General features: G+C 68.0%; 24 protein-coding genes. 11 read left to right on the forward strand and 13 right to left on the reverse strand.

Annotated features, from left to right (window positions below):
- Positions 1-698 precede the first annotated feature (698 nt).
- The 5 genes from ACLQ3K_RS24410 to ACLQ3K_RS24430 all read left to right on the forward strand — a co-directional run bounded on the left by ACLQ3K_RS24410 (position 699) and on the right by ACLQ3K_RS24430 (position 6,004).
- Complete coding sequence (locus ACLQ3K_RS24410; RefSeq protein WP_426002003.1) at positions 699-1,130, forward strand: TlpA family protein disulfide reductase; 432 nt, start codon at positions 699-701, stop codon at positions 1,128-1,130.
- Positions 1,130-1,915 carry a cytochrome c biogenesis CcdA family protein gene (locus ACLQ3K_RS24415; RefSeq protein WP_426002004.1) on the forward strand — a complete coding sequence of 262 codons (786 nt, stop codon included), beginning with the start codon at positions 1,130-1,132 and terminating at the stop codon, positions 1,913-1,915. Before ACLQ3K_RS24410 ends, ACLQ3K_RS24415 begins: the two co-directional genes overlap by 1 nt.
- A gap of 121 nt (positions 1,916-2,036) precedes the next feature.
- Positions 2,037-2,726 carry a response regulator transcription factor gene (locus ACLQ3K_RS24420; RefSeq protein WP_426002005.1) on the forward strand — a complete coding sequence of 230 codons (690 nt, stop codon included), beginning with the start codon at positions 2,037-2,039 and terminating at the stop codon, positions 2,724-2,726.
- Entirely contained in the window at positions 2,723-3,775 is a 1,053-nt protein-coding gene (locus ACLQ3K_RS24425) for a sensor histidine kinase (protein ID WP_426002006.1), read from the forward strand. The genes ACLQ3K_RS24420 and ACLQ3K_RS24425 overlap by 4 nt, the downstream gene beginning before the upstream one ends.
- Before the next feature lie 111 nt (positions 3,776-3,886).
- The gene (locus ACLQ3K_RS24430; RefSeq protein ID WP_426002007.1) at positions 3,887-6,004 is read left to right on the forward strand and encodes a SulP family inorganic anion transporter; all 2,118 of its coding nucleotides are present in this window, start codon (positions 3,887-3,889) and stop codon (positions 6,002-6,004) included.
- 113 nt (positions 6,005-6,117) lie between these two features.
- Here the strand turns inward: ACLQ3K_RS24430 and ACLQ3K_RS24435 are convergent, their stop codons facing one another.
- From ACLQ3K_RS24435 to ACLQ3K_RS24480, 10 genes are all read right to left on the reverse strand, one after another.
- Entirely contained in the window at positions 6,118-8,157 is a 2,040-nt protein-coding gene (locus ACLQ3K_RS24435) for a heavy metal translocating P-type ATPase (protein ID WP_426002008.1), read from the reverse strand.
- A 318-nt stretch (positions 8,158-8,475) separates the two neighbouring features.
- Positions 8,476-8,883, reverse strand: a complete 408-nt coding sequence (locus tag ACLQ3K_RS24440) for a Rieske (2Fe-2S) protein (protein WP_426002009.1) — start codon at positions 8,881-8,883, stop codon at positions 8,476-8,478.
- A complete protein-coding gene (locus tag ACLQ3K_RS24445; RefSeq protein WP_426002010.1) occupies positions 8,880-10,064 on the reverse strand; it encodes a ZIP family metal transporter in 1,185 nt (394 codons plus the stop codon). The genes ACLQ3K_RS24440 and ACLQ3K_RS24445 overlap by 4 nt, the downstream gene beginning before the upstream one ends.
- Entirely contained in the window at positions 10,064-11,101 is a 1,038-nt protein-coding gene (locus ACLQ3K_RS24450) for a multicopper oxidase domain-containing protein (RefSeq protein WP_426002011.1), read from the reverse strand. Before ACLQ3K_RS24450 ends, ACLQ3K_RS24445 begins: the two co-directional genes overlap by 1 nt.
- 272 nt (positions 11,102-11,373) lie before the next feature.
- Positions 11,374-12,621 carry an Ig-like domain-containing protein gene (locus tag ACLQ3K_RS24455; RefSeq protein ID WP_426002095.1) on the reverse strand — a complete coding sequence of 416 codons (1,248 nt, stop codon included), beginning with the start codon at positions 12,619-12,621 and terminating at the stop codon, positions 11,374-11,376.
- Positions 12,622-13,194: 573 nt separating this feature from the next.
- A complete protein-coding gene (locus ACLQ3K_RS24460) occupies positions 13,195-13,731 on the reverse strand; it encodes a vitamin K epoxide reductase family protein (protein WP_426002012.1) in 537 nt (178 codons plus the stop codon).
- Positions 13,732-13,819: 88 nt separating this feature from the next.
- Positions 13,820-14,476 (reverse strand): DsbA family protein, encoded by a 657-nt coding sequence (locus ACLQ3K_RS24465; RefSeq protein ID WP_426002013.1) that lies wholly within the window; start codon positions 14,474-14,476, stop codon positions 13,820-13,822.
- Between the two features lie 202 nt (positions 14,477-14,678).
- Positions 14,679-15,605 carry a cytochrome c oxidase assembly protein gene (locus tag ACLQ3K_RS24470; RefSeq protein ID WP_426002096.1) on the reverse strand — a complete coding sequence of 309 codons (927 nt, stop codon included), beginning with the start codon at positions 15,603-15,605 and terminating at the stop codon, positions 14,679-14,681.
- A gap of 100 nt (positions 15,606-15,705) precedes the next feature.
- Positions 15,706-17,694, reverse strand: a complete 1,989-nt coding sequence (locus tag ACLQ3K_RS24475) for a heavy metal translocating P-type ATPase (RefSeq protein WP_426002014.1) — start codon at positions 17,692-17,694, stop codon at positions 15,706-15,708.
- Positions 17,691-18,116 (reverse strand): ArsR/SmtB family transcription factor, encoded by a 426-nt coding sequence (locus tag ACLQ3K_RS24480; protein ID WP_426002015.1) that lies wholly within the window; start codon positions 18,114-18,116, stop codon positions 17,691-17,693. Before ACLQ3K_RS24480 ends, ACLQ3K_RS24475 begins: the two co-directional genes overlap by 4 nt.
- 105 nt (positions 18,117-18,221) lie before the next feature.
- On the opposite strand from ACLQ3K_RS24480, the gene ACLQ3K_RS24485 reads away from it, so the two are divergent.
- The 4 genes from ACLQ3K_RS24485 to ACLQ3K_RS24500 are packed head-to-tail and all read left to right on the forward strand — an operon-like array spanning position 18,222 to position 20,524.
- Positions 18,222-18,806 carry a class I SAM-dependent methyltransferase gene (locus tag ACLQ3K_RS24485; protein WP_426002016.1) on the forward strand — a complete coding sequence of 195 codons (585 nt, stop codon included), beginning with the start codon at positions 18,222-18,224 and terminating at the stop codon, positions 18,804-18,806.
- Entirely contained in the window at positions 18,803-19,507 is a 705-nt protein-coding gene (locus ACLQ3K_RS24490) for an adenylate/guanylate cyclase domain-containing protein (RefSeq protein WP_426002017.1), read from the forward strand. The genes ACLQ3K_RS24485 and ACLQ3K_RS24490 overlap by 4 nt, the downstream gene beginning before the upstream one ends.
- A complete protein-coding gene (locus tag ACLQ3K_RS24495; protein WP_426002018.1) occupies positions 19,504-20,115 on the forward strand; it encodes a cadmium resistance transporter in 612 nt (203 codons plus the stop codon). Before ACLQ3K_RS24490 ends, ACLQ3K_RS24495 begins: the two co-directional genes overlap by 4 nt.
- A 25-nt stretch (positions 20,116-20,140) precedes the next feature.
- The gene (locus ACLQ3K_RS24500) at positions 20,141-20,524 is read left to right on the forward strand and encodes a hypothetical protein (RefSeq protein WP_426002019.1); all 384 of its coding nucleotides are present in this window, start codon (positions 20,141-20,143) and stop codon (positions 20,522-20,524) included.
- 47 nt (positions 20,525-20,571) lie between these two features.
- Here ACLQ3K_RS24500 and ACLQ3K_RS24505 read toward each other — a convergent pair whose 3' ends face one another.
- Positions 20,572-20,913, reverse strand: a complete 342-nt coding sequence (locus ACLQ3K_RS24505) for a hypothetical protein (RefSeq protein ID WP_426002020.1) — start codon at positions 20,911-20,913, stop codon at positions 20,572-20,574.
- 107 nt (positions 20,914-21,020) lie between these two features.
- Between ACLQ3K_RS24505 and ACLQ3K_RS24510 the strand changes: the two genes are divergently transcribed.
- The gene (locus tag ACLQ3K_RS24510; protein ID WP_426002021.1) at positions 21,021-21,428 is read left to right on the forward strand and encodes a hypothetical protein; all 408 of its coding nucleotides are present in this window, start codon (positions 21,021-21,023) and stop codon (positions 21,426-21,428) included.
- 12 nt (positions 21,429-21,440) lie between these two features.
- On the opposite strand, the gene ACLQ3K_RS24515 is transcribed toward ACLQ3K_RS24510, so the two are convergent.
- Together ACLQ3K_RS24515 and ACLQ3K_RS24520 are read right to left on the reverse strand one after the other, a co-directional pair.
- Entirely contained in the window at positions 21,441-21,821 is a 381-nt protein-coding gene (locus ACLQ3K_RS24515; RefSeq protein ID WP_426002022.1) for a hypothetical protein, read from the reverse strand.
- Positions 21,822-21,857: 36 nt separating this feature from the next.
- A complete protein-coding gene (locus ACLQ3K_RS24520; RefSeq protein WP_426002023.1) occupies positions 21,858-22,928 on the reverse strand; it encodes an ImmA/IrrE family metallo-endopeptidase in 1,071 nt (356 codons plus the stop codon).
- Positions 22,929-23,245: 317 nt separating this feature from the next.
- Here ACLQ3K_RS24520 and ACLQ3K_RS24525 point away from each other — a divergent pair, with 317 nt between their 5' ends.
- On the forward strand, positions 23,246-23,947 hold the full coding sequence (locus ACLQ3K_RS24525) for a hypothetical protein (protein ID WP_426002024.1): 702 nt from the start codon (positions 23,246-23,248) through the stop codon (positions 23,945-23,947).
- The last annotated feature ends 6 nt before the right edge of the window (positions 23,948-23,953 follow it).

Consider the following 23,953-nt stretch of genomic DNA (forward strand, 5'->3'; position numbering starts at 1 on the left):
CACAGGGCCACAACAGCCACGATGAGACCCGTCAGCCACGTCGTGGACAGTCAGGAGGCTCCTAGAGATATCGAATCCCCTAGCCTCCACTATGTGATGAGTCGCGACATGTGTCACACATGAGTCGCGACAGATGTTACGTTTCCCGCGTGTTGCGCAGGATCGGTCTTATCGGGCTGGATGGTGTTGACCCAGATGACCCAGGCCGGTACCAAGGCGGATGGCGGTGGCGGGTTGTCAAGCGTCGAGGACGCGCTCCAGTTGTCCAATCGGGATCGCTACCCCTCCGGCGGAATAGACAGCAACGGCACCTGACTCCACGGCTCCGCCTACTATCGTGTGTAGTAGATGCCTAGTTGGGCGGTCCCGGATGAAGGAAGGGGCGGACGATGGTGGGTGTGCGATGGCGCGCTGCCCAGGTTCTTGCGACATCAGATTGCGCATCGTATCGCCGACTGGTACCTGGTAGGGCCTGTGCTGGGCCCGCAGGCTTGGCCTGGGCTCGTAGATCAGCCTCGGTCGACCTTCCCCGCAGGAGTGCTGCGCGTGAGGGATCGGGGTGGGCGCTTGCTGCGATTCTGGCGGGCGTTCTCGTGTTGGGTGGTTGTGTCCAGTACAGCGACCAGGCGCCCAAGGGTGGGGTTATCGCCCCCGGCGGCAAGCTCAACCAGTTCTACGTTCCGGCTCAGCGGAGCGTGGTGGGTGACCTCGCGGGACGCAGCGTGACTGACCCGAGCGTGACCTTGTCCCTCTCGGATTTCCGGGGCAAGGTGGTGGTGACCAACGTGTGGGGGTCGTGGTGCGCGCCGTGTCGAGTCGAGGCACCCGAATTGGAGAAGGTCTATCGCGCCACCCAGTCCAAAGGTGTGGGGTTCCTCGGCATCGACGTCCGCGAGACCGCCGGTGACGCTGCCGCCCGCGATTTCATCCTGAATAATAGGCTGAGCTACCCGTCGATCTACGATCCTCCGGGTAAGACGCTGCTCGCGATCGGCGAGCAATACCCGACCACGGTAGTGCCGATGACCTTCGTGCTGGACCGGCAGCGTCGGGTGGCCGCGAGCTTCCTCACCACCGCCACCGCGAAGGATCTCACCGCGGCCATCGATAAGATCCTCGTGGAGCGGTGATGGGAGAGGCATTCGCGAATGCGGCCGTCTCGGGACCGCTGCTGGTCGCGCTCGCCGCGTGCGCGCTCGCGGGCTTGGTCTCGTTCGCCTCGCCGTGCATCGTGCCTCTCGTCCCCGGGTACCTGTCGTACCTCGCAGGGCTGGTCGGCGCCGAGGCGCCTGCGGCCACCGTTGAGGAGGCGAAGGCGGGGGCCCGTGCCGGTCGGTGGCGGGTGATGGGTGCCGCGGCACTGTTCGTGGCCGGCTTCACCGCGGTGTTCCTTTTGATGACGATGTCCGTCTTCGGGTTGGCCAGCTCCATTCGCCTCAACTCCGAGGTGTTGATGCGCATCGGCGGTGTGGTGACCATCGTCATGGGCCTGGCGTTCATCGGCCTGGTGCCGATACTCGAGCGCGAGGTACGCGTGGCGCCGAGGCAATGGACCACCCTCGCCGGGGCTCCGCTGCTGGGCGGGGTGTTCGCGCTGGGGTGGGCGCCGTGTATCGGTCCCACGCTGGCCGGGATCCTCTCGATCGTAGTGGGCGCCGATGCGGACCCGGTGCGCGGCGCGGTGTTGATCGTCGCCTACTGCGCCGGGCTGGGTCTGCCGTTCGTGATCCTGGCCCTGGGCTCGACGGTGGCGGTTCGCGCCGTCGGGTGGCTCAGCCGCAATTCGCGTCGTATTCAGGTGTTCGGTGGAGTTCTCATGGTGCTCGTAGGAGTTGCGCTGGTCACCGGCTATTGGGCTGTGTTCGTCGACCTGGTTCGCCGCCTCTTCGTCTCCAACACGGTGATGCCGATCTGATCACGCTCGCAGGGCGGCAAAACCGACCGGCGCAGCCCCGGGGTGGGATCAAGGCTGGGTAGCGGTACGGGCCGCTTCAGGATGACAAGAATGGGAACATGCGCATATTACTATGCATGGTATGACTGCTGACACCATCCTGGTGATCGAGGATGAACCGGCGCTCGCCCGTTTGGTGCGCGACTACCTCGTGCGTGAGGGGTTCGTCGTCACGGTGGGCGCGGATGGCGAGGAGGGGCTGCGGCTGGTCCGTGAGCTCGACCCGGTGGTGATCGTGTTGGATATCGGGCTGCCGCGGATGGACGGCATCGAGGTTTGCCGGGCGGTCCGTGGCTTCAGTGACGCCTACGTCCTGATGCTCACGGCCCGTGGAGACGAGGTCGACAAGGTGGTTGGGTTGTCCGTCGGTGCCGATGACTACCTGGTCAAACCCTTCAGTCAGCGTGAGGTGGTCGCTCGGGTCCGGGCGATGTTGCGTCGCCCCCGTGGTATGTCCCACGGCACCGGGTCGGCTCGCCGGTTTGGCGACTTGTCGGTGGATCTGCTGGGGCGCGAGGTTCGGGTCGGCGAGCGGGTCGTCGAGCTCACCGCCACCGAGTTCGCGGTGCTCGCGGTCCTGGCCCGCAGCCCCAATATCGCGTTCTCCCGTGCGCAACTCATCGACGCGGTAGGGGGAGGTGGCTGGGGCGGTGGGGAACGCTTGATCGATGTGCATGTGGGTCGTGTGCGCCGCAAGCTCGGCGACGACGCTGCCGACCCGAAGTATGTCCGCACCGTCCGGGGTCTGGGCTATCGGATGGGTCCCGGGTGAGGGTGCTGCGCGATGTCGGGATCGGTGGCCGGATGGGCGGGTTGCTCATCGCGGTCTCGCTGAGCACCCTTGCGGTGACGGCGGTCGTCGACTTCGCAGTCTGGCCTCTTATTCTGGGGCGGACGTCGGTGACCTCGGTCAATGTGCTCGCGGTGATCCTGGGATTCGGCTGTGCTGTGATCGCTTCGGCGACGGCGAGCGTGCTCATCGCGCGGCGGGTCAACCGATCGGTCGAGCGTCTGGCTGGCGCGGTGCAGCAGGTGGCCGACGGACGGCCAGGAGTTCGTGTGGCGCCCGTTTCGCTGGGGCCGGGGGCCGATCAGCTGGTCGGCGCGTTCAACGAGATGGCCAGCAGGTTGGAGTCCACTGACCGTTCTCAGCGGCGTCTTCTCGCTGACCTGGCGCACGAGATCCGCACTCCCGTCAGTGTTCTCGATGGCTATCTCGAAGCTATTCAGGACGGTGTGGTCCCGCCGGATGAGGTGACATTGACGATGCTGCGTGAGCAGACGACGCGGTTGGCGCGGCTCACTGACGACGTGCTGTCGGTATCGCACGCCGAGGAGGGGCGCCTTGACCTCAAGCCCTCGATCGTCGACGTGTCGGACTTGGTGAGGTCGGCGGCGAGAGCGGCGTGGACGGCGTACACCCATGACGGGGTCGAACTGCGGGTCGTGGTCGGCTCCGAAAGGATGCAAGTGCACGGTGATCGTCAACGACTCGATCAAGTGTTGGCGAATCTGCTGACGAATGCTCTGCGGCACAGTCCCGCCGGCGGCCTGGTCGAGATCTTCGCGGTGAGGGTTCCGCAGCGGCGGGTGCGTATCGCTGTCGCCGACCACGGCGACGGTATCGACGCCGAGCATTTGCCGTGGATCTTCGAACGGTTCTACCGCACCGATGTCGCGCGCGATCGCGAGCACGGTGGCAGCGGCGTGGGCCTGACGATCAGTAAAGCGATCGTCACCGCGCACGGTGGCCATTTGTGGGTGGAGTCCGAAGGAGCAGGTCACGGTGCGACGTTCGCGATGACCCTGCCCGCACTGTGAGCAGGATCTCCTTGTGATTGCCGGACTTTCACAGAACCTTCACAACGCAGCTGTGGCGCCGACACAGCTGGTGTCCACAGTGGAGTCGTGCAGGAGAAACTAACAGAGATAATGCGTTCCGATGCTCCCGCGTCCATCGTCGTGTTCCTGGTGGCGCTGCCGCTGTCGTTGGGCATCGCGCTCGCGTCGGGCGCTCCGCTCATGGCCGGTCTGATCGCGGGGGTGGTCGGCGGCATCGTCGCCGGCCTGATGGGCGGGTCCCCCCTGTTGGTCAGCGGGCCCGCCGCGGGACTGACCGTGGTGGTGGCGGAGTTGATCGCGAAGTTCGGGTGGAAGGTGACCGCGGCGATCACGCTGGCGGCGGGCTTGGTGCAGATCGCGCTCGGGATGAGTCGGATCGCCCGGGCGGCTCTGGCGATCTCGCCGGTCGTGGTGCACGCGATGCTCGCCGGTATTGGCGTGACCATCGTGATCCAGCAGATGCACGTGCTGCTCGGCGGCGCGTCGCGCAGCTCGGTGCTGCAGAACCTCGTCGATCTCCCCGCCCGGATCGGTGCGATGCATCCGCCGGACTTCGCCGTGGGCGCCCTGGTGATCGCCGTGATGCTGCTGTGGCCGAAGCTGCCGCAGGCGTGGCGCCGTGTGCCCAGCGCCCTGGTGGCGATCGTGGCGGCTACCGTCCTCTCGCTCGTGGTGCCGATGAGCGTGGAGCGGATCCGGTTGAACGGCTCCATCATCGATGCGATCGGCCTGCCCGCCCTGCCGACCGGCCAGTGGGCCGCCGTCGGCCTGGGCGTGCTCACCGTCGCGTTGATCGCCAGTGTCGAGAGCCTGCTCTCGGCCGTCGCGGTCGACAAGATGCACGACGGTCCGAAGTCCAACCTCGATCGCGAGCTGATCGGCCAGGGCGCCGCGAACTCGCTGTCGGGGCTGCTGGGCGGCCTGCCGGTGACCGGTGTCATCGTGCGCAGTGCCACCAATGTCGCCGCGGGCGCTCGGACCCGCTGGTCCGCGGTGATGCACGGCGTGTGGCTGCTGGTGTTCTCGGTGGCGCTGTCCGGCCTCGTCGAGAAGATTCCCACGTCCGCGCTCGCGGGCCTGCTCATCGTGATCGGCGTCCAGCTGGTCAAGACGGCGCACATCCGCACCGCGCACCGCACCGGTGATCTCACGGTGTACGGCGTCACCATCGCCGGCGTGTTGTTCCTCAACCTGCTCGAGGGTGTCCTCGCAGGTCTTGTCGTGGCCATCGCGCTCGTGCTCTGGCGGGTGGCGCGCGCCTCGATCGATGCCACGCCGGACAGCAACGGACGCTGGCACGTCGCCATCGACGGCTCGCTCAGCTTCTTCTCCCTGCCGCGACTGTCCCGGGTACTGACGTCAGTGCCACCGGGCGCCGACGTCGCCGTCGAGCTGACCGTCGACTTCCTCGACCACGCTTCCGCCGAGGAGATCACCGAGTGGGCCCGTCGCTACCGGGCCGAGGGCGGCACTGTCACGATCGACGACCTGGGGATCGCGGCCCTCCACGCCGCCGGCACCCGGACCCCGCAGCGCACCACCGAGCGGCCCGCCGAGCGCGGCCTGCTGCCCTGGCGAGCGCACGCCCGCGGCGGCCTCGCCGACGGTATCGCGCGCTACCACCGGCGACATGCGCCGTTGCTCGGCAACGATTTCGACGAGCTCAGCGGCGGACAGCGACCCGAGGCACTGTTCCTCAGCTGCGCTGATTCGCGGGTGGTGCCCAACGTCATCACCGGAAGCGGCCCCGGTGACCTGTTCACGGTGCGCAATGTCGGCAACCTGGTGCCCGCGGCTCAGGTCGACGGATCGCTGGAGGCTGCGCTGTCTTTCGCCGTCGAAGAGCTTGCGGTTGCGCAAGTCATCATCTGCGGACACTCGTCCTGCGGCGCGATGGGCGCGGCGCTGCATCGGCCCCCGGTGTCGCCGGCCATCGAGCGGTGGATCGACCACACAGGCCCCTCCGTCGCGGCGTTCGAGGCAGACCATCCGGTCCGCAGGGCGGCGGCCGCCGCCGGATTCGGGCCCGTGGACCAGTTGTCGCTGGTGAACGTCGCGGTCCAGGTCGAGGCGCTCCGCACCCATCCGCTGATCGCCGGACGCACGGACGTCGACGTGATCGGCCTGTTCTTCGATATCGCATCGGGGCGGGTACTGCGCGTGACGGACTCGGCGGTCGTTGAGGCACACACCCTCACCCCGGCCTGACGGCACGCCGGCGCGGCGCCGCGCACTCACCATCGCGGCGCCGCGCACCAGGCTACGAAGACGCTTGCCGCGCGGCATCTAGTCACGAAACACACACTCTCGAGTGCAGCCGGTCAGGCCGCTGCGGGCACCTTCTGCGGGCGCGTCTCGTGTTCCACGCCCGCATGCTCCTGACCGATGTCGAAGCGAAGTAGGCGCAGCGCGTTGGCCACGACGATCAGCGTAGAGCCCTCATGGATGAACACCACCGGCCCCATCGGCAGGCCCATGAAGGTGACGACGATGAGGAAGACGACGATGCCCAGCGAAGCGATCAGGTTCTGCCGGATGATCCGGCTGGTCTGTCGGCTCAGGCGCACCGCGAACGGCAGCCGGCCGAGGTCGTCGCTCATCAGCGCCACGTCTGCGGTCTCGAGTGCGACCGCGGAACCGGCGGCGCCCATGGCGATCCCGACGTCGGCCTGCGCCATCGCCGGGGCGTCGTTGACGCCGTCGCCGACCATCGCGCACCGTCGACCACCTGCGGGCTGGTCTTTGCTGCCCGACATGCCGCGGATCTGCGTGACCTTGTCCTCGGGGAGCAGCCCGCCGAGGGCCCGGTCGACGCCGACCTCGCGGCCCACGGCCTCGGCGACCTGCTGGTGATCGCCGGAAATCATCACGATGTCGGTCATGCCGGACTCGCGGAGCCGTTCGAGCACCTGCCCGGCCTCCCGGCGGGGTGTGTCCATCACGCCGATCACACCGAGGAAGCGGCCGCCGCGCCGCACGATCATCAGGGTGCGGCCACCGGCCTGCAGCCGCTCGATATCGGCGGCGACATCGTCGAGGGCGGTGCCGGCGTCGGTGAACAGCCGGGCGTTGCCGATCTCCACCGGCTCGCCGTCGATCCGCGCGCGCACGCCGCGGCCGGTCACGGACTGCAGATCGGTGGCGGTGAGCTGCGTCGTCGTGCGGCCCGCGACGCCGTCGGTGACGGCCGCCGCGAGGGGGTGGTCCGAGAGCTTCTCGACGGCCAGGGTGGTCGCGAGTAGCTCGTCGAGCGCCATGCCGGGGGCGGCGACGGTGTCGGTGACCTGCGGTGCGCCCCAGGTCAGGGTGCCGGTCTTGTCGAACGCGATCGAGGTGACCCGGCCCAGCGTCTCCAGCGGCGCACCGCCCTTGATCAGCACACCCGCCCGGGCCGCGCGGGCGACTCCGGCGAGCACCGCCGACGGGGTGGCCAGCGCCAGGGCGCACGGGCTTGCAGCGACCAGGACGGCCATCGCGAGGTAGAAGGCGTCGGCGAACGGGTCGCCCAGGGCGAAGTAGCCCACCGCGAACACGCCGATCACGAAGGCGATCACGGCGGGAACGTAGATCCGCTGGAACGTGTCGAGGAAACGCTGGGTGGGCGATTTGGCCTGGTCGGTGGAGGCGACCAGCTCGACCACCTTGCTCAGTGTGGAGTCCTTGGCCAGCGCGGTCGCCTGCACGACGAGGGCGCCGGAGCCGTTGACGGTGCCCGCGAACACGCGGTGTTCGGCGGGGACGCTGGTGGGACGGGCCGCTGCGGCGGCGGGGCTGCGCACCGGCTCCTTCTCGACCGGTATCGACTCGCCGGTCACGGCGCTTTGGTCGATCGCCGAGCGGCCGTCGACGACGAAGCCGTCCGCGCTGACGCGCGAGTTGGGCCGGATCAACACCAGATCACCGACGTCGAGGTCATCGACCGACTTCTCGGCGAACTCGCCGGACAGGTTCGACGGTCCGCCGGTGTGCACCAGCGTGGTGCGGGGCGCGAGCTCGGCGAGGGCCTCGATCGACTTGGAGGCGCGCGCCAGAGCGTACTCCTCCAGCGCGTGACCGAGGCTAAATAGGAACAGCAGGACCGCGCCCTCAGCGAAGCGACCGATGGAGGCAGCGCCGATCGCGGCGACCAGCATCAGGAAATCGACCTCGAACTTGCCGTTGAGGGTCGAGTGGATGGCAGAACGGATGGTGAAGTACCCGCCGAAGAAGTAGGTGGCGAGGAAGAGGACGGTGGCGACGGACGGCTGATCCAGCGCGTACTCGGCGATCATGCCGCTGACATAGGTCACGCCCGAGGCGATGGCGAAGCCGATCTCCCAGCGCGCCGAATGGCCGGAGTCGTGGTCGTGTTCTGCGCTCATAGGATCAGCGTAAGCGACCCATGCATACATAGCAATATAATGTTTCGGGTGAAGATCAGGAGCCGCGGGCCGGGGAAGGATCAGGCGGCTCCGGGGCTGACGCGGCAGCCGCAGTACCGGCGTTCGCGCTGGTGCCTCATGCATGCACGGCGGCACCGGTGAGCGCCCAACCAGCGGTCTCCGCCGGCGCGGTCCCACTACCCAGCGCGGTCCCAACACGGTGGCGGCCGCAGGCTCCAGTAGCCGATTGCCCGTCCATCACGCAGGACATCTGGCGGCGTCCCGGGCGGCAATGCCGCGGTACTCAGCGGGTGGTGCTCAGCGGCGCTGCACCGTGATGGTGTCGCCTTCGAGGGTGACGGTGAGCTCGGTCAGCGGTTCCCGCGCGGGGCCGGTGGCAACCGATCCGTCGGAGAGGTTGAATCTACTTCCGTGGCACGGGCATTTCATGACGCTGCCACTGATCTCGGTGACACTGCATCCCTGGTGGGTGCAGACCGCGGAGTAGGCCTTGTAGACCCCGGCGCGGGGTTGGGTGACGACGATCTGGAGTCCGGGGAAAGCGGTGGCGCCTCCGAGGTCGATCCGCTCGGCCGGCAGGCGTACCGGTCGTTGTTCGTCGTCGGCCGCTCCTCGGGCGCACCCGGTGGCGAGGATCGCACCAGCTGTGCAGCTGCCCACGATCGCGGCTCTGCGGCTCACCGCTGCGGTGGAGTCGGTGCTCATGCGATCAGGAGGCCTGTCGCGTACATCGTCAGCAGGCCCGCCCCGATGCCGGTCAGCGTCGGGCTGCTGACCGAGGTCGCGCCGGGGTCGCGCAGGCTCGGTGCGATCTGCACGATCACCTGGATGATGGCGCCGACACCGACACCGAGCAACAAGGCCGATAGTTCGGGGTTGTTGCTGCCGGCGCCGATCACCGCGCCGACGATGGCGGGAGCCCCGGCGATCAGGCCCAGTCCGAGGAGTCGGGGCACTGGTGGGCGTCGCTCGGTGAGCGGTGCGACGACTGCCAGACCTTCGGTCGTGTTCTGGATGGTGAATCCGATGACCAGGAAGGTGCCGAGTGCGAGTTCGCCTACCGCGTAGGCTGATCCGATGGCGAGGCCCTCGCCGAGGTTGTGCAAGCCGATGCCGATCGAGATCATCAGCGCCAACCGCAGGTTGCTGGTCCGGGCACTGTCGGCGGCCTGCTCCCCGCGGTCGCGACGCAGCCGGTGATCGATCACCGTTAGCGTCAAGAAGGCCAATGAAGCACCGAGTACGACGAGCTCTGCGCCGCCGAATGGACTACCGGAGGTTCCCGCCAGCTCGAAGCCTTCGCTGATTCCCTCCCATGCGAGGAACGCCAACAGTCCGACGGTGAAACCGAGAAGCACCCGCACCGCGTGCCCGCCGATGGTGCGCAGGAACGGCAGGAACAACATGCCGAGCACCACGGGAATGATGCCCACATAGGTGCCGAGCAGTGCCATCAGCCCGAAGAACGATGCGTCTGCCTGTGGGGTCTTCACCGCGGCGGCGATGTCGTGTTCGATCACCAGCCCGGTGGAGGTGAGCATCGAGACCTTGTATGGCTGCCCGTCCTGCCAGGGGTAGTCCAGTCGCAGCCGAGCGGACCGCAATCGTCCGATCGGGTCGGCCGGTCCGGTGAAGTCGACGTAGGTGTCGTTGACGAATACCTGTCCGATCCGGATCGGATCCGCCCCGGTGTTGCGGATGTTCAGCTCGATCGACCCGGGTCGGAGGACGACGCGTTCGACGCCGACCTTCTCCGCCGGCGGCCCCGCCCGGTCGGGCAGGCTGCGGCCACCGACGAACGCGAGCCCGGCGAGCGCGAGGATCAGCAGCAGGCCGGTGCCCAGACCGAGGGCCCATGCCGGCCTGCGGGGCTTAGACCTGGTCATCACTCGCTCACCTCGAAGAAGCCCATCCAGCCCAGCTCGGCGAACTCGCTTTTGTGAGCGTGAAACATGTACTTGCCCGGGTGCGGAAACCGCAGTTCGCAGATGCCGCGCTGGCCTTGGCCTTGCACGATCGTGTCGGTGAACTCCGAGGGCTGTAGCCGAGTTCCAGTGGGGTAGTAATCAAAGAAGTTGCCGTGCACGTGGAAGCTGTTGATCGGGTCGTATTCGAGCACGTTGACCAGATAGATCCTGATCAGCTCGTTCCGTTTCACCCGGACCGGTTCGTGCATGTAGTGGAACGGGATCCCGTTGACCGCGTACAGCTGATTACTTTCTCCGTCGAAGGTCGTGTTGTACCCGTGCATGACCATCACCATCTCGTCTGCGAGGGGACGCGGCTGGGGCGGGTCGACAATGAAGGTCCCGTACATTCCGCGCGCGATGTGCTCGGCCAACGGGCCGACGTGACAGTGGAATAGATGCAAACCGAACGGAGTCGCATCGAACTCGTAGGTGGTCGATTGACCTGGCTTGATGATTCCCGCACCGAGACCGGCAACACCGTCCATCTCGGCGGTATGGATGCCGTGGAAGTGCAACGTATGGGGATGCTCGGAGCCATTGCGAAAGCGGATCCTGAGCAGCTCACCTTCCGTGCAGCGCAGAGTCGGGCCGGGAATGCGGGAGTTGAGCGTCCACGCCGGGAAGCGGACACTCGGAGCAACTTCCAGGTCTTCGTCGCTGGCGTAGATCTCCCACTCACGCACCGTCCGTCCGCCGGGCAGCCGGGTCGTGGTGCCGTAGTCGAAATCGCGCAGCACTTGGGTCGGATTGAACCCGTTGGCGGCGTGATCGACGGTCTGCCCGATCCGGAATGTCGGACCGGCGGCGCCGCCGTGAGCGCCGCCGTGCCCACTCGGGGCCGGCACCTGTGATTGCGCCGGTGACGGGTTCAGCACAGCCCGCCCGGTGAGCGCAAGGCCGGCAGTCCCCGCCAGGGCGCTCCCTAGCAGGACACGGCGGTTCGGTTCACCCATAACTGGGAGTTTGGCACACCGAACAATTGAATTCAACTGTGCGAAGCCTGGTGGGGTACTCGCATCACCCAGCGAGGATCCGTTCACCGGTTCTGGCGTTTGGGCGCGCTCTTACAGGGGACGTTCGTGACCGTTCACGAGCTCGGCGGTCCCGCGCGTCGCCGTCTGATTCATCGGCCGGGACCGGTCCGGTTGGGTCGTCGCCACGGCGGTACCAGCACGTCGGGCCGGGCGGTGCGCAGCTGCCGAACTCGCTGCTTCGGTCGGTGGCGCTAGCGGCCGGTGGACGTCGCCCCGCCGGCGACCCAGGCGGCCCAGGGCACCGACCAGTCGCCGTTCTGCCACTGCTCGAGCGCGGGGCCGCCGGTGTTGCGGACCTCCACCACATCTCCCGGCTGCGAGAGTTCGAAGAACCACTGCGCGTTGGCGGGGCTGAGGTTGAGGCAGCCGTGCGATTCGTTGCGCACGCCCTGCGCATCGAGATTGTCGAGGGCGTGCAGGTAGATGCCGTCGTTGCTGATCCGGGTGGCCCAGCCGATGGTCTGCTTGTAGCCGAGCCGCGAGTTGATCGGCAGACCGTAGGTGGACGAGTCCATGACCACGGGGTTCGCCTTGTCGAGCACCGTGTACACGCCGCGCTGCGTCCAGAAGTGCAGGGTGGTGCCGTTGACCACTTCGGTGCCGCCCTGGCCCATCGACGTGGGCATGGACCGCACCATCTGGCCGTTCACGAACACCTGGACCTGCTTGGTGGCGTCGTCGGCGATCGAGACGTGTGATTCGCCGATGCTGAACGCGATCGACACGTCCTTCTCGCCCCACAGGCCGGGGCTGACCTCCTTGCCGAACACGTTGGCCTCTATCGCGACCTTGGTGCCGGCGGGGTAGTACTCGCGCGGTCGCCAGGCCACCGTCTTGTCCGTGGTCCACATCCAGGCGCCGGTGACGGGCGGGGTGGTGGTCACCGTGAGCAGCTTCTGCGCGGCGGCCCGGTCGGTGATCGGCTCGTCGAAGTGCACCACCGCGACCTGCCCGACCCCGTACACGGCACCGTCGTTCAGGGAGAGCCCGCCCGTGTTCTCGAAGTACGGCAGGGTCTTGTTCACCGGCGTGACGGTGGTGAAGGTGGTGGTCTGCTCGCGCGGGAGTCCGAGCGTCTCGTACTTGACCACCAGCGTGTATACGTCGTTGTAGGCCAAGGGCTTCGTCGGCTTCCAGGACAGCATGTCCGTTGCGACGGTGCCCTCGACCGCGACACCGTTCGCGTCGGTGAGCGTGACCGACGCCAACGTCCCGGTGGTGATCGACACCGACACCGGTGCGAGAGGGCTCACGTTCTCCGCGCCGTCGTTGGGGGTGACGAGCACCTGGGCGGGCGCGGGCGAAGGGCTACCGGACGGCTTGCCGTCCGAGGGGCCTGCGGCGCCGTCCCCGGCGCGTGTCCCGCCGTCGACGGTGCAGCCGGCAACGATGACCGGCACCGCAGCCGCGGCCGCCAGGAGGACTGCCCGGCGCCCCATACGACGCGTGCCGAGGTGATCGACTCGCCAGCTGGGCGGCGTCACAGCGCCCCCGCACCCCGGTAGGCAGCGGCGGAGCCGTAACTCCGCAACAGGAATACTCATGCACATATGTTACTGGGTTGCTCTCGCCATCAGACCGGCTGTGGGCGCGGTCGACAGGGCTGCGCGGCCCGTGGTATCCGGCGCCCAGTGCGCCGCATCAGTGCGCCGCATCAGCGCGCCGCATTGCTCGTCCGCCCAACTCGTCGTCACGCATCAGCCCCGCAACTCCTCGTTCTGTTCGCCGGCCCTCTCGATTCGTACAGAAGTACCTGCGGGGCCCGTATCTTCGTTGCTGCTTTCGATCTCTCGGCCGTGATGAGGTGGTTCTTATTCGTCGAATCGATGCATACGTGAACCCGTATCCCAATAACGATTACACGGCGCGGTGCACGAACTCGCGCCGCCGTGCCACCGATCGGTGCCACGGCGGCGATTCGCCAGTGATGATCGTCGGCTTCCTCCCAGCGGGGAGCACCGGGTGGCAGGTCGGGGTATGCCGGTGTCCCGCGGGTTCGGCTTCGGTTCCGCTCAGCGGAGCAGGGTGGACCAGTACCACCAGAATCGTTCGGTGATCAGGGCGATGACGGTGAGCATCCAGATTGTCGGTGGTACCGAGTGGTAGACCAGGATGCCGTTGAGGGCCTTCCCTCGTTGCCTGGGGGCGAACTGAACGAGATTAGTCAGGGTGACGTACCAGAACAGGGCAATGGTGACGGCCCACACGATCATGCAGTATGGGCAGAGAGCGTTGATCGAGTACAGGCTCTGCACGAGGAACCAGTGCACGAAGATCGCAGCCGTGCTGACCCCGATCTGCATGCCGATCCAGAACCACCGATGAAACTGTGCGCCCGCGAGGAGCGCTGCCCCAATGGTGCTGATGACGGCGAAGCCGACGATACCGATCAGCGAGTTCGGGAACCCGAAGACCGCGGCCTGCGGTGTCGTCATCACCGAGCCGCAGTTGACGACCGGGTTCACGCTGCACGAGGGAACGTAGTTCGCGTCAGCGGCGAGTTCGAACTTTTCCACTGTCAGGACCAGGGAGGCCAGGGTTCCGGCCATGCCGCCGAGGACCAGCAGCCAGGGCAGTACCCGGGGAAACACGCGGGCGGGCGTCGGTGCCGCGGCGCGGGCCGGCGCGGGGCGTTGGTCAGCGGAGAGCGTCATCGAGGGCGCGGGTGAGGTCTTCGTAGGTGTTCGGGGTCAACTGCCGACCGTTGACGAAAAAAGTCGGGGTGCCTTGCACGCCGAGAGCTTTGCCGTCGTCGACGTCCGCCTGGATGCGGGCGGCGGTGCTCGGGTCGGTGTAGTCGCGGTCGTACCGTGCGAGGTCGAGACCGAGGTCGGCGGCGAAGGTCCGGAACAGGTCATCCATGGGGGTGCGTTGCTCGCCCCACTGCTTCTGGGTTTGGTACATCTTGGTGTACATCTGTTCGAAACGTCCCTGCCTGGCCGCGGATTCGACAGCGAGCGCCGCCCGTTGCGCGTTGAAGTGCGACGGAATGGGGAAGTAGCGGACCACGAAGGTGACCCGATCACCGTATTGGGCGCGCAGACGCTCGATGGCAGGGAAGGCAGCGCCGCAGGCTTCGCACTCGAAATCCAGGAACTCGACGAACGTGGCCTTGCCGTCGGGTGCGGAGGAAAGACGCCGACTGTCCGGTCGTACGACGGCGGCCGCAGCAGGATCGGCCTGAGTCGACGCCGCAGCGGTACCATCGCCGCGAGCGTTGACCCATAATGCGGCGGCCACACCGATCACGAACACCGTGATCAACGCGATGGACACCTTCGTAGTCCGGGTCACGCGGGCCTCCCGTCTTCGTGTGTTCTCGTCGGGAGCCCTCGCTCACACCTTGGCATACGAACATCCTAATCAGGTCGAAAAAACGTGACAAATTCGTGCGGCGTGCGTACCGCGGAGCCCTATCTCGCCGCACGGTACGAACCCCGTCGGCCCCCCGAGGCTCCGCGCGAGGACGGTCGGGCAGCAGGGCCCGTGCCGGGTGTTACTGGCGGCGGCGCAGGTCCTCGAGGTAGGCGTTGTACGCGGCCGTCTCGTCCTCCTCCCGACGGTCCGCCCCGGCCCGTTCCGAATCGCGGCGCTCGGCCCGGCGCCACCGGAGCGCAAAGATGCAGATGGTGACCATGGCCACCGGTTCGCCGTAGGACCAGGCGAGTGCACCCGCGACCGATTGGTCCTTGATGGGATCGATTCCCCAACCTGGCGGAGGGAACGCGAACATCGCGACCATCGGCGTCGCGGACATCATCAAGATCACGCCGATGAACACGTGCAACGGCATCTCGATGAAGATGTCGAAGAAGCGCATCAGCCAGGAATCGCGACCGGGCAGCGGCCCCACCGACATGATCGGCAACACGAACAGGATCCCAGCGCCCAAAAAGAACAACTGGAGCCCGGTGTGGCCAAGCCAACTGCGGCCGACCGCGTCAAGCAGCCCGGTGAGATACACGCCGTAGTAGCTCATCAGGAACAGCGGGATGGTGAACACCGAGTGCAGCATGATCCGCGGGAGCCGGCTGCGGAGCGTGCCCAGCGCGACGCCGAGCACCACCTTCCCCAGGCCGTGATGGGGGGTCGCGCGGAGCAGTAGCAGTCCCGGGGCGCCACCGACCAACAGCGGCGGGACCAGAATCGACAAAGTCAACTGCTGGAACATGAACGCACTGAACAAGTACCACGAGTAGGCCTCGATCTGCAGGCCCGTGACCGCGGCCAGCACCAGGCAGCCGAGTAGGAAGCTCACCACCCGATCCGGCGGCCACGCCCGGCTGGCGGCGCGTACCCTCCGGACGCCCAGCAAGTACACCGCGGCCGCGATCACCGCGAGGACGGGGAGAAGCGGCACCGTCGGCAGATTCCATCCGAGCATCCCCAGCACCGAGGGAGGCGCCACCGGCGGATCAGGCATACTCACCCGCGCATGTTGTCATGAACCACAGCGGTGGTGCCAGCGAGGACGCCAGCGGCGACCTGTGACATCTGAGAGGCACTGGTGCTGCAACCACGGTTCACGCCGGCTGCGGCGCCCGCTGCGCCGCGGACGCGACGCCGGCGGGCGGCAATGCAGTGACTCGACCGGCGCGCACACCGTTGGCGATGACGACGATCTCGGCGAGTTCGTGGACGGCGACGACGGCGGCGAGGCCGAGGATCCCGAACAACGCGAGGGGGATGAGGATCGCGATCAACCCGAGGGACAGGCCGACGTTCTGCAGCATGATGGTGCGGGCTCGGCGGGCGTGATCGAGCGCTTGGGGCAGGGTGCGGAGGTCTTCGCCCATGAGGGCGACGTCAGCGGTTTCGATCGCGACGTCGGAGCCCATGGCGCCCATGGCTATGCCGAGGTCGGCGGTGGCCAGGGCGGGGGCGTCGTTGACGCCGTCGCCGACCATCGCGGTGAACGAACCCTGGCGGAGCTCGCTGATGATGCGGGCCTTGTCCTCGGGGCGCAGGTCGGCGTGCACGTCGTCGATGCCGGCGATGCGCGCCAGCGCGGTGGCGGTGGCGGTGTTGTCGCCGGTGAGCATCGCGACGGTGGCGCCGCTGCGGTGCAGATGGGCGATCACTTCGCCGGCTTCGGGGCGCAGTTCGTCGCGGACGGCGACCGCCCCGATGACCTGGCCGTCGTGTTCGACGAGGACGGCGGTGGCGCCGCCGTCCTGCATCGCCGCGACCCGCTCGGCGAGGAGGCCGGGTTCGATCCAGCCGGGACGCCCCAAGCGGGCGGGGCGGCCGTCGACGAGTCCGGTCAGGCCGGCCCCGGGAACGGCCTGCACATCGACCGCGGCGGTGGTCTGGCCGTGGGCGGCGAGGATCGCGCGGGCCAGCGGGTGTTCGCTGTGTGCTTCCAGCGCCGCTGCGACGGCGAGCACCCGCTCCTGGCCCGGAGAGCGGTCGCCGCTCAGGTTGCTCGCGGCGTTGGCAGGAGCGGTGTCGGTGGTGGCGATGTCGACGACGGTGGGCCGGTTCGCGGTCAGGGTGCCGGTCTTGTCGAGGGCGACGGTGCGGACCCGGCCGAGGGCTTCGAGTGCGGCTCCGCCTTTGACGAGGACGCCGATCTTGCTGGCGGCGCCGATCGCGGCAACCACGGTCACCGGCACGGAGATCGCCAGCGCGCACGGGGAGGCAGCGACGAGCACGACCAGTGCCCGCTCGACCCAGGTGGCGGGGTCACCTAGCAGGGATCCGAGGACGGCGATGGCGGCGGCGAAGATCATGATCGCCGGCACCAGGGGTTTGGCGATCGTGTCGGCGAGGCGTTGCGCGTCGCCCTTGCGGGACTGTTCGGCCTCGACGATCTGCACGATCTTGGCCAGCGAGTTGTTCTCCGCGGTGGTGGTGACCTGCACGGTCAGGGCGCCGGTGCCGTTGATCGACCCGGCGTAGACCTGCGTGCCGGGTCCGGCTTCGACGGGCACCGATTCGCCGGTGATCGCGGAAACGTCCAGGGCGGTCCGGCCTTCGGTGATGGTGCCGTCGGTGGCGATCCGCTCGCCGGGTTTGACCAGCATCAGATCCCCGACGGCCAGGTCCGTCGGGGAGACGACGGTCGGGGTGCCGTCGCGCAGGACTGTTGCGGTGTCCGGGACCAGGTTCAGCAGGGCGCGGAGGCCGCGGCGGGTGCGGGAGACCGCGTACTCCTCGAGGCCTTCGCTGATGGAGAACAGGACGGCGAGCATCGCCGCTTCGCCGACCTCGCCGAGGATCACCGCGCCGACCGCGGCGATCGTCATCAGGGTGCCGACGCCGATCTTGCCCTTCGCCAACCGGCGCAACGTGGAGGGCACGAACGTCCACGCCCCGATCAGCAGCGCCGCCCACTCCAAGGCGAGGGCTATCGGTTCGGGGCCGCCGGTCCAGCCGACGATGTACGCGGCGAGCAGGAACACTGCGGCCGCCGCGGCGGCCTGCAGCTCCCGCACCTGCCACCAGTGCTCCGGGGCCTGCTCTTCCTCACCGGCGGGTTCGTCGTGGCCGCAGCCGCATGCGTCGCTCATCGCCGCACCGCCTTCGCCGCCGAAGCTCCCTCGGTCCCGGCCGCGGCGTCGCTTCCGCAGCACGGTGCGGCGGTGTCGGTGCCGTAGTTCGGGCACAGCGCGACGGCGTTGCCGGTCGCCTTCAGGAGGGTTTCCGCCGCTGCGAGTAGGTCCATCAACTCCGGCCGGGCCAGGCTGTAGAAGACCTGCCGGCCTTCCGGGCGGCCTTCGACGAGCCCGCAGTCCCGCAGGCACGCTACGTGCGCCGAGACGGTCGACTGCGCCAGGCCCAATTCGGCCATCAGGTCGGCCACCCGGGCTTCGCCGCCGTGGGCGAGGCGGGTCGCGATCGCCAGGCGGGTGCCGTCGGAGAGGCTGTGGAACAACGCCACCGCGGGATCGAGGTCCGTTCCGGTCGCCACTGAACACTCATTCATCGTCATACGGCGATGATAGCGGGATTCTGTGGTGTAATCGAATCATCACGAAGAATTCCCCGTCGGCGCTGCGGTCGGGCGAGCATGGTGGGAGCTGTTGGTATGCCGTCGATGTCGACGATCGAATCCTGGTTCTGCCGCAGCACCCCGTGGGAAGCGGCGACCGGCAGGTGGGGGCTGCCGTGGGCGCTGCAGGGCGTGCGCCCCTGCGGGCGGGTCCTCGAAATCGGTGGCGGGGGTGGTGCGATGGCCGCACAGATCCTCACCGCCAGCCCCGGCGACGTGGAGGTGACGGTCACCGACTTCGACCCCGTGATGGTCGCCGCCGCCGCTGACCGGCTCCAGCGGTTCGGCAATCGCGCCCACGCCCAGGTCGCGGACGCCACCGCCCTGCCGTTCGACGACGGCAGCTTCGACACCGTCGTCTCGTTCATCATGTTGCACCACGTCGTCGACTGGGAACGCGCACTCGCCGAGGCCGCCCGGGTGCTCACGCCCGGCGGAATGCTGGTCGGATACGACCTGCTCGGCAGCGCCCCGGCGCGGCTGCTGCACCACCTCGAAGGGGCACCGCACCGGTTCATCACCCGCGGCGAACTCCACCCCCACCTGACTTCCCTGCCCCTGGCCGACATCACCGTCCGCGAAAACCCGATCATCACCCGGTTCCGTGCCCGCCGTACCGGTGGCCGATGACCACGCCACAACCGCACGGTCATCACCACGGCCCGCTTTCGGATGAGCTGGCCGGGCTCGAGCGGTGTGAGGTGGCGGTGGCGTTCGTCGACCTCGCCGGATACAGCGTGCTCACTGAGATGTGCGGCGACCAGGAAGCCGCGGAACAGGCCATCCGGTTGGCCGCCCAGGCCCGCCAGGCGCTGCAGCCGGGCACCCGGCTGGTCAAGACCATCGGTGATGCGGTGATGCTCACCGCCGACACCCCGGAGGCGATGCTCGCCACGATCACCGCCCTCGCCGACGCGGCCGCCGGCCAAGACGGATTCCTCGCCCTGCGCGCCGGGATCCACTACGGCCGTGCGGTCGTCCGCGACGGTGACCTGTTCGGGCACGCCGTCAACGTCGCCGCCCGCATCACCGCCCTCGCCGGCGCCGGCCACGCCGTGATCACCGACCCGATCCTGCCCGCCACCACCGGTGCCGGCCTGACCGCCACCGCGATCGGGGCACGCAACCTGCGCAACATCAGCACCCCGATACCGCTGCACACCCTCGATCTCGCGGCATCACCGCATCCGGCCGACCCAGTGTGCGGGGTACGCGTCGACCCGGCGACCGCGCCAGCGCACCGAATGACCGCCGGCGGCCAGAGGTGGTGGTTCTGCTCGACCGACTGCGCCGACCGGTTCGACCCGACCCTCGCAGGAGGTCAGCGGTGATGCTGTCTTCGGTCCTGCAAGCCATCGGCCTGTTCGTGGCCACCAATATCGACGACATCATCGTGATCTCGCTGTTCTTCGCCCGCGGCGCCGGGCAGCGAGGCACCACCGTCAAGATCACCGCGGGCCAGTACCTCGGGTTCGCGGGCATCCTGGCCGTGGCCGTGCTCATCGCCCTCGGCGCCGGTGCGTTCTTGCCGGTGTCCGCGATCCCGTACTTCGGTCTGGTCCCGCTGCTGCTGGGACTGCGGGCGGCGTGGTCGGCCTGGCGGGGCCGCGATGACGATGACGATGACGACGACAATGCGGGGGCGGGCAGCGGTAGCCGGATCGGTGTCCTCGGCGTCGCGGGCGTGACCTTCGCCAACGGCGGCGACAACATCGGCGTCTACGTGCCGGTGTTCGTCAGCATCAGCGGCCAAGCGATGATCGCCTACTGCGTGGTGTTCCTCATCCTGGTCGGTGCCCTGGTTTTCGTTGCTCGGTTCGTCGCTACCCGGCGCCGGGTCGCCGAGATCCTCGCGCGGTGGGAAAGCGTGCTGCTCCCGCTGGTGCTGATCGGCCTTGGTGTCGTCATCCTGGTCTCTGGAGGCGCGTTCGGTCTGTGACAGCCCTTCGTGGCAGGCTCACCTCATGGCTGAAGACCCTACCGACGAGCTGGACCGAATCCGGGCCCGGTTCCTGCCCGGGACGTACTCGTCCCTGGACATCGGGCCCGGCTGGTACCCACTGCTCATCGACCTCGATCGGGAACTCGCGGCGATCGACCCGCACTACCAACTGGTGCAGGTCAAGGAGAAGTTCGGCGGCCTGCGCTACTACGTCGAATTCGAACCGGACCGCTCCCGCCCCGGATTCGACGATCTGATCCGCGCGGCCGAACGGCGCTCGGAACGCACCTGCGAGGAATGCGGCGCCGCGGGTGCTCCCGCGCACCGCGGCAGCTGGGTACGGACGCTCTGCGCCGCGGACGCGACGGCGAGCGGCTTCGTCCCCGACACCAACACCGCCGAATAGCTCTCCGCCGCAGCCCCGTGCCGCGCCGGGGTGCGGTCAGCTGTGCCTCAGCGGCGGTCTGTGCGGGTGCCGGGGGCGATTCGGTCCAGCGGCACCGTCACCTCGTGCCCACCGACGGTGAGGGTGATGCCCACCTCGCGGGCGCCCGCCGTGTCCAGGGCCTGCTGGAGAGCCTTTAGGACCGCGGTGGTGGCCTCGGTACCGACAGTGGCTTCCGTCGCGGCCACAGCGGCGTCGAGCACCGCGGCGGCGGCGCGGTAGCGGCGGTCGACCAGGCCCATCTCGTCGACGATGGCATCGACCTTCGCGCGGCGTTCCGGATCGGACAGGATCCGGGCCAGCCGCTCATTGCCGGACACGAACTGCGCCGCACCGTCCTGGTTCGCCATAGCTGCCAGTATCCACCCCAGGGCCTGCCCCGGTACGTCCCGATTCCCGGGCGACCGCCTGGGTATCGGGTGGACAAGCCGGCCGCCGGCCACGGATCATCGCCACTGTGAACGACGCAGCCGATCCCGAGGGCGCAGGGTCCGTGCTCGATGACCTGGTTGGGCCCTTCTACGACGTCGAGGCCGTCGTGCGGTATCTGGCGCTGCGCGAAGGCGAACTCGCTGAGCGGATCGCGACGAACGAGATCATCTGGGCACCGCTCGCGAACGGCACACCCGTGTTTCCCACATGGCAATTCGACGAGGACGACCGTGTCCCCAGCGGGCTGCTGCGGGTGTGGCAGACCCTGCGGAGAGGAGCTGATCCCTGGACCGCGGCGCTCTGGATGTCTTCGCCGGCACCTGATCTTGGTGGAGTGACGGTGGCGGGCTACCTCGCGGCGGACGCCTCGCCCGCTCGGCTGGAATACGTGACGATGCTCGCTGACCTCGATACCGAACGGTGGTTTTACTAGTTCACGATCGGGCTACCGCGCCACGCTCGACTGGCCCGGTTGCGAGTCAGCCTGTGCCGCCAGGGGTTGGGTGAGGCCTTCGGCATGGGCGCGTCGCCACGCTTCGGCCAGGTTCTTGGCGCGGGATCGCTCGCGGACTTCGCCGAGGAATGCGCTTTTGGTCTCGTAGCCGGGTTCGCTTGCTTGCCAACGTAGCTCAGCATAGATGCGTCGGTATCGGGGCTGCAATGCGACTCGGCCGAGGGCACCGTTGGCACCGTCGACGATGACGATGCGGCGTTCACGGCCACCGGCGGCGTGGTCCTGATCGATGGTGTGCGCGGGCTTCTTCGAGCCGGGCGGTGTGCGCCATTGTTCGTCGCGGACCGTGGTCGGATTGCGTTTGGTCCCCATCTGCGCCCCAGAGGATCAGGTCCGTAGCGATTCGGGTCAGACCATGCTCAGGTGGCGCGGTGCCCGAGTCGGATCCTCTGCCGGATCCACAGTGCCGAATAGGGCGGCACGCTGAACCCCGGTCAGAAGCGTGATGTCGTCGAGCTCGGTGGTGGGGTAGCCAGCATGCTCGAGCTGTTCGAGGATGTCCGCGACCAGGTGGGGCTTGTCGGCGTCGACGCCGGGGCGGTGCCCGTGGACGCGGCCGGTCTCGTTGAGGAACCGGAACATCGACCGGTACTGGTAGTCGGTGAAGACGCCGCGGTCGCGGGCCCGCACCACCAGGGAGGATTCACTGACCCCCCAGGTCATGCGGAGCTCGTCCAGCTCGTGCACGGTCCGCACCGACACCCGGTCCAGGGCCGGTCCGATATCGTCGATCGGTGCGAGGAACTCGGCAGCGAAGGCCGTCGCGCGGCGTTCGACCTCGACGGGGCTGACCAGGGTCATCGCGTCCATCACCAGGTGCCCCAGCTCGTGTGCGAGGGTCATCCGCATCCGGTCCGCCGGCAGCGCCGCGTTGACGTACACCACGTGCGGATGGTGCTCAGTGGCGCGCAGAGTGACCGCGTCGACCTCCCGGTCGGCGAAGTCCTCGGCGACGACGAACACGCCCGCGGCCTCAAGGACCTCGGTCATCGACTCGATCGGCCCCGCCAGCCGCCACAGCCGCCGCACGACCTGCGCCACGGTGATCTCACCGTCCTCGGCGGCGTAATCCGACGGATCGAGTTGAGGTAGAACGTACTTCGGGTTGACGTCGGTGTACTTGGCCAGACGGCCGATCCGCAGTGCGACCACATTCGCCCGCGCCCAAACCCGATCGCGCTTCCATTCGGCCGCGCTGGCGTTCGCCCGGAAGTGCGTGCCCTCCGCGGGAGTGCGGGTGAACGGTACACATAGCAACTCGACGGGGCAGGACAGCGCGGCGGCGTAGTCGGCCAGGGCTTTGCCAGCCAACGGAATCCGGCCGGCCTCGACTCGGCTGACGTGCGAGGAATGCACGCCGGCCTCTTCGGCGAGTCGCTTCTTCGACCACCCGCACGAGAGTCGGACCAATTCCACCATCACACTGTTCGCCTCGGCATACGGGCTCGGTGCCGCCACAGATTCGCCTCCACATCCGTTCCCGGTGCTCCTGATTTCCGACCCTAACTCCGATCGGTGACAAAACCGCGCAGAAACACCGTGTGATCTGCGTCTTCCTGTTCAGCGGCATCCTGACGCCATGCAACGTATGAGGCTGATGTGACGAAAGCCGCAGCGTACACGCCGAATCGCCCGGCAAATAGGCGTGCCGAGTTGCGGCGTGTCGCGCCGATCAAACCGTACCACGGTCTGCACGATTCTGTGCAGATATTTCGGTGCGAATGGAGGAGGTAGCGATGAGCGAGATGATGGATGACCCCGAGCCGCTGGCGGTTCCGCTGACCCGCAAGCAGGCGCGTCGGATGCTGGGGCAGGTCAGCGTCGGGGTGGGCGCGATGCTGCTGTCGGCAGTTGATCACTGGAACACGCTCTCCGAGCTCAACTCCGCGCATCTGCGGACCGTGCTGCAGGTGCTGGGGCGCGGCTCGTACGTCGCGGCCCTGACTGCCGCCGGTACGGAGGTGTGGTTGAGCACCCACGGCGTGCACCCTCCCAGGCACACGGTGTGCAAGCAGCAGTCAGCCTGGCCGGCGGTCGCCGCTCTCGGCAAGGCGTACATGGAGATTCACCACAATGAGGCCCAACCGACCAATGAACGGCGCCAGGCGTTCTGCGCGCAGGACTCCGGCGCCCTGGGGTTGGCTGGCAATCCGACGCACTGCGAGCTGACGTGGGAGTACGACCTGCGGACGGACAAGTACGTCAAGCACATCTGGGTGAGCGCACCCAAGGTGGACTGGGAGCGTTTCGAGGTGCCGATGGCCGCGGTGCAGGCCCAGTACGCGACCTGGCGTAAGCGAAACATGGTATGGCTCCCGGGGGCGCTGCCAGTGGCCGCAGATGTAGCGGCGGAAACGTTCCCCGCACGCGACGGGGCAGTGCGGCCCGATATCGTGGTGCGGCCCCGCCCGGGCGAGCGGACCGAGGCCGGCGAGTGAGGGCGG

It is taken from the genome of Tsukamurella sp. DT100 (assembly GCF_049844855.1).
GTDB lineage: Bacteria > Actinomycetota > Actinomycetes > Mycobacteriales > Mycobacteriaceae > Tsukamurella.

Coding starts and splice junctions, on each gene's coding strand:
- ACLQ3K_RS24415 (WP_426002004.1), top strand. CDS start 1,130: ATGGGAGAGGCATTCGCGAATGCGGCCGTCTCGGGACCGCTGCTGGTC.
- ACLQ3K_RS24420 (WP_426002005.1), top strand. CDS start 2,037: ATGACTGCTGACACCATCCTGGTGATCGAGGATGAACCGGCGCTCGCC.
- ACLQ3K_RS24430 (WP_426002007.1), top strand. CDS start 3,887: ATGCGTTCCGATGCTCCCGCGTCCATCGTCGTGTTCCTGGTGGCGCTG.
- ACLQ3K_RS24435 (WP_426002008.1), bottom strand. CDS start 8,157: ATGAGCGCAGAACACGACCACGACTCCGGCCATTCGGCGCGCTGGGAG.
- ACLQ3K_RS24440 (WP_426002009.1), bottom strand. CDS start 8,883: ATGAGCACCGACTCCACCGCAGCGGTGAGCCGCAGAGCCGCGATCGTG.
- ACLQ3K_RS24445 (WP_426002010.1), bottom strand. CDS start 10,064: ATGACCAGGTCTAAGCCCCGCAGGCCGGCATGGGCCCTCGGTCTGGGC.
- ACLQ3K_RS24450 (WP_426002011.1), bottom strand. CDS start 11,101: ATGGGTGAACCGAACCGCCGTGTCCTGCTAGGGAGCGCCCTGGCGGGG.
- ACLQ3K_RS24455 (WP_426002095.1), bottom strand. CDS start 12,621: ATGGGGCGCCGGGCAGTCCTCCTGGCGGCCGCGGCTGCGGTGCCGGTC.
- ACLQ3K_RS24460 (WP_426002012.1), bottom strand. CDS start 13,731: ATGGCCGGAACCCTGGCCTCCCTGGTCCTGACAGTGGAAAAGTTCGAA.
- ACLQ3K_RS24470 (WP_426002096.1), bottom strand. CDS start 15,605: ATGCCTGATCCGCCGGTGGCGCCTCCCTCGGTGCTGGGGATGCTCGGA.
- ACLQ3K_RS24475 (WP_426002014.1), bottom strand. CDS start 17,694: ATGAGCGACGCATGCGGCTGCGGCCACGACGAACCCGCCGGTGAGGAA.
- ACLQ3K_RS24480 (WP_426002015.1), bottom strand. CDS start 18,116: ATGACGATGAATGAGTGTTCAGTGGCGACCGGAACGGACCTCGATCCC.
- ACLQ3K_RS24485 (WP_426002016.1), top strand. CDS start 18,222: ATGTCGACGATCGAATCCTGGTTCTGCCGCAGCACCCCGTGGGAAGCG.
- ACLQ3K_RS24490 (WP_426002017.1), top strand. CDS start 18,803: ATGACCACGCCACAACCGCACGGTCATCACCACGGCCCGCTTTCGGAT.
- ACLQ3K_RS24500 (WP_426002019.1), top strand. CDS start 20,141: ATGGCTGAAGACCCTACCGACGAGCTGGACCGAATCCGGGCCCGGTTC.
- ACLQ3K_RS24505 (WP_426002020.1), bottom strand. CDS start 20,913: ATGGCGAACCAGGACGGTGCGGCGCAGTTCGTGTCCGGCAATGAGCGG.
- ACLQ3K_RS24515 (WP_426002022.1), bottom strand. CDS start 21,821: ATGGGGACCAAACGCAATCCGACCACGGTCCGCGACGAACAATGGCGC.
- ACLQ3K_RS24520 (WP_426002023.1), bottom strand. CDS start 22,928: ATGGTGGAATTGGTCCGACTCTCGTGCGGGTGGTCGAAGAAGCGACTC.
- ACLQ3K_RS24525 (WP_426002024.1), top strand. CDS start 23,246: ATGAGCGAGATGATGGATGACCCCGAGCCGCTGGCGGTTCCGCTGACC.